This window comes from Citrobacter sp. Cpo045 (assembly GCF_030332875.1).
In the GTDB taxonomy this organism is placed as follows: domain Bacteria; phylum Pseudomonadota; class Gammaproteobacteria; order Enterobacterales; family Enterobacteriaceae; genus Citrobacter; species Citrobacter portucalensis.
This window is the reverse complement of the sequence record NZ_JAOWGZ010000094.1, coordinates 1-12,374: the sequence shown is the minus strand read 5'-3', so window position 1 is coordinate 12,374 and position 12,374 is coordinate 1. Positions and strand designations below refer to the sequence as shown.

Genomic DNA, 12,374 nt, shown 5'->3' with positions numbered 1-12,374 from the left:
CTTTGAATGGGTTCATGTGCAGCTCCATCAGCAAAAGGGGATGATAAGTTTATCACCACCGACTATTTGCAACAGTGCCTTTATATTCAGGAGGCACTGGCATGGACAAGAGAGTGATATTTGCGGTTGCCGGCTCGGGCAAGACCACGCTGCTGATACGACGGTTGAGTGAGGACCGGAGGACGCTGCTCCTGACCTTCACCGTGAATAATGAAGCGCATCTGCGGGCGCAGATTATCAGACGTTTTGGCTTTATCCCGGACGGGATCAGGGTGATGACCTGGTTTGAGTTTCTGCACGGTTTTTGCTTCCGGCCTTACCTGCAGGAGCAGCTGGTATCGCGTGGCCTGAGCTTCGACCAGCCCCCACCCAGAATACCGCGCACGAATGCCCGGCATTATCAGGATCCCGCCGGACGGCTGTATCACCGGAGGCTCGCACACTTGCTGACAGCCCGCGGGCTGCTGCCGGATATCCGTACCCGGCTTGCCCGTTACTACGATGAACTGCTTGTCGATGAAGTCCAGGACTTTGCCGGACATGACTTTAATTTTCTGCTGGAGCTCTGCCGCGCGGAAATCACTGTGCTCTGTTGCGGCGATTTTTATCAACATACCTTTGATACAAGCCATGACGGCAACGTTAATTCAACGCTGCACGATGACATTACGCGATATGAGGCCCGCTTCGACGCAGCAGGTTTCAAGGTTGACCGGGACACGCTCAACCGAACATGGCGTTGCTCAGCTTCAGTGTGCGAGTTTATCACCGGGCAACTGAACATCCGTATCGCTGCCCATGGGAGACATGCCACCCTGATTGAAACGATCACAGATGCAGAGCGCACAGCCACCCTGCACGCCGATAATACGGTGATTAAGCTCTTCTATCGTGAACATCACCGTTACGGCTGCTATTCCATGAACTGGGGCGTCAGTAAAGGGCTCGACCACTTTAAGGATGTCTGCATTGTGATGGGATCCTCCCACTGGAAACTTCTAACCCGTCAGGAACTGGCAGCCCTTCCACCGTCGTCCCGTAACAGGCTGTACGTGGCATGCTCACGGGCGCGCGGCAACATTTATTTTGTTCCCGAAACTCATCTGCGCCGATTCCGAAATTGAGTTAGCTGCTTCTCAGTAGGGCACAATTCCGAAATAAAGCTGTATGGCCAACGACGTCACTTCAGGCTGGAAAAGTGCGGATCCGGTTTTGGTATTTTTCGGATCTGCGATGGATAAATGAGAAAACAGGATATGCACAGCATATCCATATGCCATGCATCTGCATATGTGACACCTATACAAATCAATCCGGCAGGCATATACTGCACATATGCACTCACACATCATGCATGATCAGCCGGAGGAACATCCATGCGCACAGTTTCTATATTTAAAAACGGCAATAACCGCGCCATCCGTCTGCCCCGGGACCTGGATTTTGACGGCGTCAGCGAGCTGGAGATCGTCCGGGAAGGGGACAGCATCATTCTGCGTCCCGTCCGGCCGACCTGGGGCTCATTCGCGCAGCTGGACAGGGCCGATCCGGACTTTATGGCGGAGCGTGAGGATGTGGTCAGCGATGAAGGACGCTTTGAGCCATGAAGAAAACCTGGATGCTCGACACTAACATCTGCTCGTTCATCATGCGCGAGCAGCCGGCAGCGGTGCTGAAGCGCCTGGAGCAGGCGGTGCTGCGCGGTGATCGCATCGTGGTCTCGGCCGTGACGTACGCCGAGATGCGCTTCGGCGCCACCGGCCCGAAGGCCTCGCCGCGCCATATTCAGCTGGTCGACGCGTTCTGCGCGCGCCTCGATGCTGTCCTGCCCTGGGACCGCGCCGCGGTGGACGCCACGACGGACATCCGGGTGGCGCTGCGCCTCGCCGGGACGCCGATCGGCCCGAACGACACGGCCATTGCCGGGCACGCCATCGCGGCCAGTGCCGTCCTGGTGACGAACAATGTGAGAGAGTTTGCGCGGGTCCCGGGCCTGATGCTGGAAGACTGGGTAAAATAAAACCGAAAAAAAATGTCGTTACGGAGACGACAGACATGAATGCTGAACACCCGAACTACGGCTGGCTTTTCAGTGAACGGGGTTCGAGGTCCAATGATGTAAAAAACCACGCTAAGAGGTTAATTCATTGTTTGTATTGAAATTTAACGGTCTTAACTCGCCCTTCAAAAATATCTTCTGGTAACGAAAACGTATAGCAAGTCGAGGAAAATATCTGGAAGGCAGCATCGGCGAACAAATTTCTTTGTATCGTGAAAACTTTCCCGAAAACTAGGAGGAAATGGAAGAGGATGGTTTCTGACGAAAAAATGCCCTGGCGGCATAGTCTGGATCCATGACTATGGCTATGAAGACTGGACCTGATACACCGCTAGTCATAACGACTCTTCGGAGCCGTTAAGCAGTCACTCGCCAATACGAAGGTCAAATAAAGTTACGCAATGACCACCCGCCAGACTCCCCCTGAAAGGGGGGAGAATGCGCGGGCAAATGTTCAGGCCATCATTCGGCCGCCTGTGATTTACAAGGGTTAGCGTCGTCAGTCTTCAGAGTTCATGGTCCCACGGCGGGTTAGCCCCTGGCCTGGAGACCGTCACCGCGGCGGCACGCATACCGAGATTGATCGCGCGGCGCACCTGCTCTCGTGACAATGTGACTAATTTAGGCTTCTCAAGGAGTCCGGCCTGCGAAAGGCTGGCGAGAATACCGGCATTGACCGTGTCCCCGGCGCCGACGGTATCGGCAACCGTTACGCGAACTCCTGGAACATGAAGATGGAAATTAGCGGTCCAGGCATCGGCGCCGTCAGCCCCGCGGGTGACCACAATAAGTTTTGGTCCCAGAGCAAGCCAACGGCGTATGACCTCGTGTTCTTCGCCGGGTTCGGCAAACCACGCGAGGTCCTCATCGGAAAGCTTGACGATATCCGCTAGGGCAATCATCCGCATCATGCGCGCTAGGTGTTTCTGCCGGTCCAGGATGAAGATTTCACGGATATTGGGATCGAGGAACATCACCCGGCGCGGCGCCTCTCTTACCATCAGCTCTTCATAAACGCTGCCGCACGGTTCGGCTATCAGGCTGATGCAGCCGAACAGGACGGCAGATACGTCATCACCGAGCGTCGGCAGGTCGCTTTCAGTCAGCATTCTGCCGGCGCTATTCTCATCGTAAAAGGTATAGCGCGCCTGTCCGCCTTCCAGCCTGACAAAGGCCAGCGTGGTCGGTAGCGGTGCGCGGGTTGAGGGCGAATAATCCACGCCAGAGGCCTCAAGCGTGTGGCGCAGCATGTCACCCATAAAATCGTCCGATAAACCGGAAAACAGCGCGACCGCTATCCCCTGGCGCCCCAGGGCAATGGCGGTATTGAACGCCGCGCCGCCGACGCAGGGCGTAAAGGCGGGAGCATTTTCACGGCTCCGGCAGGGCAGCATATCGATCAGGGCTTCTCCGCAGCAAAGGATCATGGCTTTTCCTCCTGACTCACCGCGACCTGCGGCGGCGTTTCCAGATTGTCGGCTACCTGCATCCAGTTGTCAGCGAATATCCCGCAGGCGGTTTTGATATCAACCCCGACCGGAAGCTCCGGACACTCGTTTTCCCCGTTGCTGCCCCAGTTCACCCAACCGGACTGACGGCGCTGGACTATCTGAAACGCGCCGGAGGGGCGGGAGGTCCACCAGATCATCGCCCGGCCGCTCGCTGAATCGTACTCGACGGTTTTACTGGCTGGTCCCGGGAACACGGTTTCATCCGGCACAGCGGAAACGTTGACGGGAGAATCAGTCAGGTGCCATTTCCGTTCATTCAGGTCGGCTCGTACGTGCGCCCGGGCGCGCACTACGCCAAGCCTTTCGCGGATTTCAGTTTCATCCAGCACGTTTTCCCAGCGGCAGAACATTCGCCAGTAAAGATCCCAATGAGCGGAGGCCATATCGGCGAGCTGTTCGCGGAATTCGGCAAATTTCGGACTCTGGTTTTCAGAGGTGGTAACGGTATGAGCCACCATGGCGACCAGCTCTTCGGCGTAGGGATCGCCTGCGCGATAGCGGGTACCGCCGTAGGCCGCGAAGCGGTCAAACAGCAGTTTTCCCGGACCGCTTTCAAACTCGTCGCCGACGGTGATCTTGTTGGTCACTGAACGCCCGTTAATGACCGTCGAAAAGTCATCAACCCAGTAGCGCCGCTGAAACCACGGGGTATTCCAGCTGAACTTCCAGTCGATGGTGAAGTGCTTACCGCGCAGCTCCGCTAATAATCCATCGGGGATCGTGCCGTGCATGCGATAGTGATGATAGACTGGGCCTTCCTCAACAATTTCAATATCTACGAGGGTATGTTCCGGCGGGTTAATCAGCCCATTTTCCGGGGTAAAGAACGGACCGTAAAAACCGCCGATGGCGTTATTCCCGGAAGGAAGCAGCTCGACGTTGTCCTGCAGACAGCGAAAATGGCGCAGTCCCCACTTGGATGAACCCACGCCCTGGGCGGTTCCCCGACACATTTCCAGATCGAAGCAGCCGGTATTGAGGCGGACAAAACAGTCTTTCTCCCGGCCAGGCAGGCGGTGGATACCGGCGACGTCACCGACTTCTGCCGCCGTTAGCGGCCGGTCAAGCCGCATCCGGAGCGTGCCGCTGAAGCTTACCGTTGCGATAAAGGCGGTACTGTTTTGCGTCGACTCATGAGTGAGGCGCTGGCAAAGGATCCGTTGGTCCTCGCTGGTGATTGCCCACCACAGGGGCTCCTGCAGTTTCTCGGGGAGAGTAAACGTAATCGGTTCGCGATCCCGGGTACCGTTCATCGGGTCCGTCAGCGTAATGTGATATGTCATGGGCGTATACTCCATTAAAATTTAAGCATGCGAAGACCCGCCGCCAGCGCGGCGGATAAACAAAGCGTCAGGGAAAGCTAGCGGGTACGGGCGATCTCTTTTTTCCGCCAGAAGGTAAACAGTTCCGGATGCTGCTTCAGTCCGTCAATCGCCACGGCAAGAATGATGACGATGCCTTTAATCAATAGCTGGGTGAAAAAGGGGACGCTCAGCAGAATCAGGCCGGTGCTGAGCACGCCGAGAATTATCGATCCAATCAGGGTGCCGATAATTCGCCCGCGTCCTCCGGCGAGGCTGGTGCCGCCCAGCACTACCGCCGCAATGGCGTCCAGTTCATATCCCGTACCCGCCGTAGGCTGGGCGGAAATGACCCGGGCGGCGAAGATAATGCCCGCTAGACCCGCGCAGACGCCGGCAATCATATAAACCGCCGCCAGTACGCGTTTTACCCGGACGCCGGCCAGGCGCGCGGCCTGGGCGTTGCCGCCGACGGCATAGATATGACGACCGAACCGCGTGCGCTCAAGAATAAACCACGCCAGCAGATAAACCACCAGCATAATAATGACCGGAACAGGGATGCCGGCGAGATAGCCATTCCCCAGCTCGCGGAAGCTCAGGCTACTCGATACAATAGGTTGCCCTTCGGTAATGGTATAGGCCATACCGCGCAGGAAGGTCATTGTGCCGAGAGTGACGATAAAGGGCGCGAGAGCGAGATAGGCGGTGAGCACGCCGTTCAGCAGACCGCAGAGCGCGCCCACGCCCACGCCGGCCAGAATCGCCAGCGGCGCAGGGATCCCGGCCATCGCCGCAACCACCGAGATCACGCCGGAGACGGCGACGATAGACCCGACGGACAAATCAATTCCGCTGGTTAAAATGACGAAGGTCATTCCCGCCGCCAGAATAGCGTTGACGGAAATCGAGCGGGCGATATTCAGCAGATTATCGACGCGGTTAAAGTTTGGTGCAAAGGTCGACATCAGGATCAGCAGCACCAGCAGAACGATTAAGATCCCCACCCGATCCCACCATTTCGCAAAATCAAACGGCGCTTTGACCGGCAGTTCCGTCACAGGTTTATTGTTGTCCATGGCATTCTCCGGATTGACTGGTAAAGGTTCCTGTTGCGTGCAGCATCACTTCTTCTTCCGTTGCTGAATATGAGGGTAACTGGTGAACGATTCGGCCGCCGCGCATAACCAGCACGCGGTCGCTGATGCCGATGGCCTCCGGTAAATCGGAGGAGATCACCAGAATGGCTTTCCCGGCGCGGGCGAGTTTGTCTATCAGTTCGTAAATTTCCCTTTTGGCGCCGATATCCACGCCGCGGGTCGGTTCATCGAGGATTAGCAGCCTCGAATCGCGCAGCAGCCAGCGCGCCAGCGCCGCTTTCTGCTGGTTTCCGCCGGACAGGGCGCTGACGGGTAGTTCGACCGCATTTTCCCGCAGCCGTAACCGTCGCATCTGCTCAAGGACGGCGGCGCGGATGGTTTTGCGTTTAACCACGCCGCCGGCGACAAAGTTCTCCAGCGAGCTGATATCAATGTTGTGCTCAACCGAATGACCCAGAAACAGGCCCTGGGTTTTGCGGTCCTCGGTCACCATCCCGATTCCGTCGGCGATGGCGGCGGTGGGATCTGACGGATGGCTTACCTTGCCGTTAATACGCACGCTTCCTTGGCTACGAGGGTCGGCGCCGAATAACAGCCGGGCCACTTCGGTTCGGCCAGAGCCAACCAGCCCGGACATGCTGACGACTTCGCCCGCTTTGACCTCAAAGGAGACCGGGCCGGTTGCGCTACCCGCCAGATCCGCGACCTCCAGCAGTACTTTGCCGGGCGTACGCGGTTCGTGCTGATAGAGATCGACGATTTGACGGCCAACCATCATGCGTACGATATCGGTGGTCGAGACGCTGCTCAGAGTTTCCGTGCCGATCCACGTGCCGTCCCTGAACACCGTGACCCGGTTTGCCAGCTGCCATACCTCTTCCATGCGGTGTGAGATGTAGACCATCCCGACCCCATCCTGACGCATTTGCTCGATAAGCCGGTAAAGCTGGAGGGTCTCTGCCCGCGACAGAGCGGCGGTCGGCTCATCAAGCACCAGTACTTTTGCGTTTTCACTGACGGCGCGTGCAATCTCGACCATTTGCTGACGTCCGATGCTCAACGAGCCGAGCGGCGCCTGCGGGTCGATGTCCGCGTTAATCCGGTCCAGCTTCTCCCGGGCCTCACGGAGCATCCGTTTGCGATCGAGAATACCGGCGAAAGAGGTCTGTTCCTGGCCGAGAAATAGATTTTCCGCCACAGTCATATCGGGAACCGTATTCAGCTCTTGATGGATGATGGCGATGCCATATTTGCGCGCATCTCTTGGCGTGCGAATATCAATCTCCTGCCCGTTGATATAGATCGCGCCGCTATCGCGCTGCTCGTTTCCGGAGAGGATCTTCATCAGCGTGGATTTACCCGCGCCGTTTTCCCCCATCAGGGCATGGACCTCTCCGGCGAATAAATCAAAGCGTACGTTGTTCAGTGCGAGGGTCGCGCCGTAGCGTTTTGAAATCCCTTCCAGCCTAAGCAAGGGGGATGAAGTGATGTCGGCCATTGTCTTTGCCCTCCGGGATGAACCCAATCGTCATCCCGTTTTTGCCTCTTGAGTGATGATGTGATTACCAGCCAGGATAGCTATCTACGTTGTCGCGCGTGACCAGCACGCTGGGGATCAATACGGTAGGGGACGCAATATGCTTGCCATCAACCATATCCTGAGCAAGCGAGATGGCCTGGCGCACCATTTCGCCCGGGTTTTGCGTGGCGGTACCAATAAACGGTGAGCCGCTGCGCTTGAGTTCTTCAACCGCTTCCGGGCTGCCGTCTACGCCGGTGACTTTAATCGCACCGGCTTTGCCGGCCTGCTCAACGGCCAGCACCGCGCCGAGCGCCGCAGGATCGTTCATACCGAAAATACCGGAGACATCCGGATTGGCGGTGAGCATATCGGTGGTGACCATCAGGCCGGAAGCGCGGTCGTTGCGGGATGCCTGCTGCCCGACGATTTTGATATCTGGATATTTTTGCGCGACGTTTTTACAGCCTTTGATGCGGTCAATAATGGTTTGAATCGGCGTGCCGTCCACCAGCAGCACTTTGCCTTTGCCGCCCATTTGGCTGAACAGATATTCGCAGGAGGTTTCGCCGGCCTGGATGGCATTGGTCATGATCGCCGCGTCAGCGCCCCTGGCGGGCGTATCGACCGCGATAACGATAATTCCGGCGGCTTTTGCCCGCTGAATGGCCGGCTCGATGCCGGACTCATCGACGGCGGAAATAATGATCAGATCCACTTTCTGCTGAATAAAGGCGTCAATCTGCGTGTTCTGGTTTGCTAGATCGACCTGCGCATCTTGTACGTTAAGAGTTGCGCCGATTTTTGCCGCGGCCTGCTTTGCGTTCCTTTCCATTGCAGAGAAGAAAGGGTTAGACATGTCCTGCACCATTAAGCCGATATGGGTTATTTTTTTGCTCTCCTGCGGCGCGGCGCTGGCGGCGGGGATAAATCCTGTCATGGTGGTGATTACCGCAGTAACCGCGACAGCCAGAAATGCTTTGTGAAGTTTGGTCATATTCTGTTCCTTTCATTATCGTGTGGTATGACGTACGGCCAGGTGTGGGGAAGCCTCAGAAATAATCCTCTGATGTTGTTTTTTTACTGTCGGCCGATTATTCAGCCGTTATTTAAAGCTCTAAAATGATTAGAGAGGGATGGCAAACGCTTTGCCGCTGTTAGCCGACAGGCACCTTAGCGGGCCTGGCAAAAACGCGACAGCAGTTCTTCAGGCCCGCGCGAGCGAAGCGGCGTCGGGCAGGCCCATTCGGGCGAAACGTTGTCAGCAATCTCTATAATGTCTTTTAATTGTTATGCGTTTTTTTACAGCCGCAGGACTGGCGAATAACCAGCTCGGCGGGAACTTTACGTTGGGTGTTGATTTCTCCTTTCCCTTCCAGGTTAATTAACTGGATAAGCATTTCAGCCGACTGTCTGCCAATCTCTTCACTATTTTCATTGAGCACCGTCAGCGGCGGATTTAATAGCGGCGCCCAGTCGAATTCGTCGTAGGCAATCAGGGCCATATCCTCTGGAATGGCTATCTGGCGCTGCTGGAGCTGTTTGAGTGAACCCAGCAGAATAGGGTTGTTACCGGCAATAAGGACATCCGGCAGCGCTTTCTGGCGGTCGAGGTACTGGCTCAGTTTGTCTGCAGCCGACTGCGCGTCGTTTTCCGTTTCGACAACTCCAAGCGTAGCGCCGCACCGCTCGGCGGCCTCGCGTATTCCGCGCTCGCGTTCAAAACGCGTAGTCCAGCGGTCCGGGTAGATAAGGAGCAGCCAGTTTTTATAGTCGTACTGCGCCAGATGGTTTCCAACCAGCAGGCTGGCATGGTAATTGTCGGTCGTGACGCTGGGAAAGTTGTGCTCGCCGCGGGGCGGGGAATCAACGAAGACGACCGGGATATCCCATTTCGCCAGCAGAGTCAGGCTTTCCGGCTGCAGCGTCACCGTCGAAATGATCCCGGCCATCCGTGACTCTATCAGGCGGTTAATCATCCGATCTTCCTGCGCGCGGTCATAGATGCCGTTGACCGCAATATCGCCAAGCACCACGGTCCACTGTGAAGGCTGCAGTATCTGCTGAATGCCGGACATCAGGTTGAGATAGTAATAGTTCGACGCATGGGCGGTGATCACCGCCACCGAGTCTCTGCTCGAACGGCGTAGCGCCTGGGCCGCGCGGTTGGGTACGTAGCCGAGCTCTCGCGCCACTTTTAAAATCAGCTCCCGGCTGTCGTCAGCGACGCCATCGCCACCGTTTAGCGCGCGCGAAACGGTAAACATGGAAAATCCCGTTGCTTCGCTCACATCCCGCATTGTTGCTTTACGCATTTTTCGGTCTCTGCATCTAAGAAATTACCTGCGATATATACGGTTATTATCTAAACCTAAACGTTTATGGAACCATAACATAAACGTTTAGGTTTGTTTGATCAGTGAGCCGCTTCTCGTTTTGTGAACAGAAGGTAAATAACTTTGTTTGTGAATGATTTCTGGGAAAGTTGGAGTCTCGCTCGGAAGTGAGCGTGCTCATAACTTCGCAGATCCTTTTCTGGATCGTAAAGGATCAAATCTTTCTGTTAGTTCAATCTGCTAGTGATATAGCCCTTCAGAAGCCAGTAATCGCTCTCAGAAGCCGTTTCTCAAAAAAATGCGACGAAATATTTCCATTTACGATGGGGGATATAGCCGCAATCCCGAAGCACACCGATCACCGAATTGCGAAACTTTTCATTGTACGTAAGGGCTGAAAGCCGACACTGCTGACAATCGTTTTCCAAACAGCCGTTTTGGCCTTAGCGCCCACTAAGCATCCCCCTTTTTATAAGGAACTGACATGATTAAAGTTCACGATATCACTTATGGCACACCGACTTCCTCTGTGAAAGATTTGAATGAATGGTTAGATTCACAGAGTGAGCACATCGAAATAATAAATATTGAAACCTTAATGAATATCAGTCTGGGGTCACGCATTAACAGTTACCTTAAACCGGAATTTATCCGGGTATGGTACAGAACCCCAAGAGACTGACATCATGGACAAAATCGAGGCCACTAAATTACACAGCTGCATGATCAGTCAGCTCTGTTTAATGGTTCTGCTCGTGGTGACGTTTTCGGCCACAGCGGATATCAACGGTCGGATTGTTCGTGTTCTGGACGGGGATACCGTTGAGGTTCTTGAAACGGACAACCAGCTCACGCGTGTTCGTCTGGCCGGCATCGATGCGCCGGAAAAAAGCCAGCCCTTTGGTCAGCGTTCCAGGCAGGCGCTAGCATCAATGGTGGCGCAGCGTACCGTCACTGTCACGGGCACTGACATGGATCGCTATGGCCGGCTGTTGGGTACGGTGTGGCTTGGCAAAGCGGATGTGAATGCTGCACAGATCCGCAACGGACTGGCTTGGGCTTATCGATTTCATGGAAAAGCCATCCGGGACGACTACGTAACCCTGGAAGACGAAGCCCGTCGTCAGGCGACCGGTCTCTGGTCAGTCGCGGGTCAGACAGAACCCTGGCGCTGGCGCAGTCTGCATCAGGGCACGGCTCTGTCAAATAGTGAATGATGAATGCAAAGATTTTCCTGGAAAGATGCTTTCAAATAACTACCGCCAAAAATAAATGAAACAATCAAGAGCAACCTTAATTGCACAGTGAGCTAATAACGATTATGAAATTAACTGAGAATAAATTAGAATCACTTATCGAAACGCTGAATGACATTATTTGTGATGAGGCTAAATAGCTGCGCGGAATAGTAGATCACTGAAAGGGAACTCAGCCCGGATTGTGCGATCTGATCAATCGCCAAACCAACCAAAATCACCAACCGGACTGAGCGATGCCGATCATAGTACCAATACCCCGTGGCGAACGACGCCTGATGCAGAAAGCTATTCATAAAACGCGTGATAAAAATCATGCCCGCAGACTCACGGCCATGCTGATGCTTCATCGGGGTGAACGGGTCAGCGATGTTGCCAGAACTCTCTGTTGTGCCCGTTCATCCGTTGGTCGCTGGATTAACTGGTTTACGCACTCAGGTATTGAAGGCCTGAAATCCTTACCCGCAGGGCGCTCCCGACGCTGGCCTTTTGAACATATCTGCACCCTGTTACGTGAGCTGATAAAGCATTCTCCCGGCGATTTTGGTTATCAACGTTCACGCTGGAGCACCGAATTACTGGCAATAAAAATCAATGAGATAACCGGTTGCCAGTTACATGCAGGAACCGTTCGCCGCTGGTTGCCATCTGCGGGGCTTGTATGGCGCAGGGCCGCGCCAACTCTGCGTATCCGTGACCCACATAAAGATGAAAAGATGGCGGTAATCCACAAAGCGCTGGATGAATGCAGCGCAGAGCATCCGGTATTTTATGAAGATGAAGTGGATATCCACCTTAATCCTAAAATCGGTGCGGACTGGCAGTTGCGCGGACAGCAGAAACGGGTAGTGACGCCGGGGCAGAACGAAAAATACTATCTGGCCGGCGCACTGCACAGTGGCACGGGTAAAGTCAGCTACGTGGGCGGCAACAGCAAAAGTTCAGCGCTGTTTATCGCTCTGCTGAAGCACCTGAAAGCCACTTACCGGCGGGCGAAAACAATCACGCTGATCGTTGATAACTACATTATCCATAAAAGCCGCGAAACACAGCGCTGGTTGAAAGCAAATCCCAAGTTCAGGGTAATTTACCAGCCGGTTTACTCGCCGTGGGTGAATCATGTGGAACGGCTATGGCAGGCACTTCATGACACGATAACCCGTAATCATCAGTGCCGCTCAATGTGGCAGTTACTGAAAAAGGTCCGCCATTTTATGGAAACCGCCAGCCCATTCCCCGGAGGAAAACATGGTCAGGCAAAAGTGTAGCGGTATTAGGCGCAGCTATTTAGC

At 55.0% G+C, this 12,374-nt stretch carries 14 protein-coding genes; 8 read left to right on the top strand and 6 right to left on the bottom strand.

The features are described 5' to 3' along the window. Positions 1-101: 101 nt before the first annotated feature. From OGY13_RS11160 to OGY13_RS25125, 5 genes are all read left to right on the top strand, one after another. Positions 102-1,124: a DEAD/DEAH box helicase gene (locus OGY13_RS11160; RefSeq protein ID WP_008322227.1), complete on the top strand. Its 1,023-nt coding sequence runs from the start codon at positions 102-104 to the stop codon at positions 1,122-1,124. A 252-nt stretch (positions 1,125-1,376) separates the two neighbouring features. Then, complete coding sequence (vapB, locus tag OGY13_RS11155; RefSeq protein WP_001261276.1) at positions 1,377-1,607, top strand: type II toxin-antitoxin system VapB family antitoxin; 231 nt, start codon at positions 1,377-1,379, stop codon at positions 1,605-1,607. Then, positions 1,604-2,020 (top strand): type II toxin-antitoxin system VapC family toxin, encoded by a 417-nt coding sequence (locus OGY13_RS11150; RefSeq protein ID WP_008322233.1) that lies wholly within the window; start codon positions 1,604-1,606, stop codon positions 2,018-2,020. The genes vapB and OGY13_RS11150 overlap by 4 nt, the downstream gene beginning before the upstream one ends. A 193-nt stretch (positions 2,021-2,213) precedes the next feature. Then, entirely contained in the window at positions 2,214-2,294 is an 81-nt protein-coding gene (locus OGY13_RS25130) for a DUF596 domain-containing protein (protein WP_371822463.1), read from the top strand. Positions 2,295-2,317: 23 nt separating this feature from the next. Continuing rightward, positions 2,318-2,383: a DUF596 domain-containing protein gene (locus OGY13_RS25125; protein ID WP_071524498.1), complete on the top strand. Its 66-nt coding sequence runs from the start codon at positions 2,318-2,320 to the stop codon at positions 2,381-2,383. Positions 2,384-2,565: 182 nt separating this feature from the next. On the opposite strand, the gene OGY13_RS11145 is transcribed toward OGY13_RS25125, so the two are convergent. The 6 genes from OGY13_RS11145 to OGY13_RS11120 form a co-directional block, all read right to left on the bottom strand. Next, positions 2,566-3,486 carry a carbohydrate kinase family protein gene (locus OGY13_RS11145; RefSeq protein WP_008322235.1) on the bottom strand — a complete coding sequence of 307 codons (921 nt, stop codon included), beginning with the start codon at positions 3,484-3,486 and terminating at the stop codon, positions 2,566-2,568. Then, complete coding sequence (locus OGY13_RS11140) at positions 3,483-4,853, bottom strand: hypothetical protein (RefSeq protein WP_008322237.1); 1,371 nt, start codon at positions 4,851-4,853, stop codon at positions 3,483-3,485. The genes OGY13_RS11145 and OGY13_RS11140 overlap by 4 nt, the downstream gene beginning before the upstream one ends. A gap of 77 nt (positions 4,854-4,930) precedes the next feature. Further along, positions 4,931-5,950 (bottom strand): ABC transporter permease subunit, encoded by a 1,020-nt coding sequence (locus tag OGY13_RS11135; RefSeq protein WP_004113181.1) that lies wholly within the window; start codon positions 5,948-5,950, stop codon positions 4,931-4,933. After that, a complete protein-coding gene (locus OGY13_RS11130; RefSeq protein WP_008322240.1) occupies positions 5,937-7,469 on the bottom strand; it encodes a sugar ABC transporter ATP-binding protein in 1,533 nt (510 codons plus the stop codon). The genes OGY13_RS11135 and OGY13_RS11130 overlap by 14 nt, the downstream gene beginning before the upstream one ends. Before the next feature lie 64 nt (positions 7,470-7,533). Next, positions 7,534-8,487 (bottom strand): ABC transporter substrate-binding protein, encoded by a 954-nt coding sequence (locus OGY13_RS11125; protein WP_008322243.1) that lies wholly within the window; start codon positions 8,485-8,487, stop codon positions 7,534-7,536. A 286-nt stretch (positions 8,488-8,773) separates the two neighbouring features. After that, positions 8,774-9,805 carry a LacI family DNA-binding transcriptional regulator gene (locus tag OGY13_RS11120; protein WP_008322245.1) on the bottom strand — a complete coding sequence of 344 codons (1,032 nt, stop codon included), beginning with the start codon at positions 9,803-9,805 and terminating at the stop codon, positions 8,774-8,776. Between the two features lie 505 nt (positions 9,806-10,310). Here OGY13_RS11120 and OGY13_RS11115 point away from each other — a divergent pair. From OGY13_RS11115 to OGY13_RS11105, 3 genes are all read left to right on the top strand, one after another. Next, positions 10,311-10,508 carry a hypothetical protein gene (locus OGY13_RS11115; protein ID WP_008322246.1) on the top strand — a complete coding sequence of 66 codons (198 nt, stop codon included), beginning with the start codon at positions 10,311-10,313 and terminating at the stop codon, positions 10,506-10,508. A 4-nt stretch (positions 10,509-10,512) separates the two neighbouring features. Continuing rightward, positions 10,513-11,043: a thermonuclease family protein gene (locus OGY13_RS11110; protein ID WP_008322250.1), complete on the top strand. Its 531-nt coding sequence runs from the start codon at positions 10,513-10,515 to the stop codon at positions 11,041-11,043. 275 nt (positions 11,044-11,318) lie between these two features. Further along, positions 11,319-12,350, top strand: a complete 1,032-nt coding sequence (locus tag OGY13_RS11105) for an IS630-like element ISEc33 family transposase (protein ID WP_001395480.1) — start codon at positions 11,319-11,321, stop codon at positions 12,348-12,350. Positions 12,351-12,374: the final 24 nt, after the last annotated feature.

Excerpts from the sequence above, each read along its gene's own strand:
- OGY13_RS11150 (WP_008322233.1), top strand. The coding sequence starts at position 1,604 with ATGAAGAAAACCTGGATGCTCGACACTAACATCTGCTCGTTCATCATG.
- OGY13_RS11145 (WP_008322235.1), bottom strand. The coding sequence starts at position 3,486 with ATGATCCTTTGCTGCGGAGAAGCCCTGATCGATATGCTGCCCTGCCGG.
- OGY13_RS11160 (WP_008322227.1), top strand. The coding sequence starts at position 102 with ATGGACAAGAGAGTGATATTTGCGGTTGCCGGCTCGGGCAAGACCACG.
- OGY13_RS11135 (WP_004113181.1), bottom strand. The coding sequence starts at position 5,950 with ATGGACAACAATAAACCTGTGACGGAACTGCCGGTCAAAGCGCCGTTT.
- OGY13_RS11115 (WP_008322246.1), top strand. The coding sequence starts at position 10,311 with ATGATTAAAGTTCACGATATCACTTATGGCACACCGACTTCCTCTGTG.
- vapB (WP_001261276.1), top strand. The coding sequence starts at position 1,377 with ATGCGCACAGTTTCTATATTTAAAAACGGCAATAACCGCGCCATCCGT.
- OGY13_RS11130 (WP_008322240.1), bottom strand. The coding sequence starts at position 7,469 with ATGGCCGACATCACTTCATCCCCCTTGCTTAGGCTGGAAGGGATTTCA.
- OGY13_RS11110 (WP_008322250.1), top strand. The coding sequence starts at position 10,513 with ATGGACAAAATCGAGGCCACTAAATTACACAGCTGCATGATCAGTCAG.
- OGY13_RS11125 (WP_008322243.1), bottom strand. The coding sequence starts at position 8,487 with ATGACCAAACTTCACAAAGCATTTCTGGCTGTCGCGGTTACTGCGGTA.
- OGY13_RS11120 (WP_008322245.1), bottom strand. The coding sequence starts at position 9,805 with ATGCGTAAAGCAACAATGCGGGATGTGAGCGAAGCAACGGGATTTTCC.
- OGY13_RS11140 (WP_008322237.1), bottom strand. The coding sequence starts at position 4,853 with ATGACATATCACATTACGCTGACGGACCCGATGAACGGTACCCGGGAT.
- OGY13_RS11105 (WP_001395480.1), top strand. The coding sequence starts at position 11,319 with ATGCCGATCATAGTACCAATACCCCGTGGCGAACGACGCCTGATGCAG.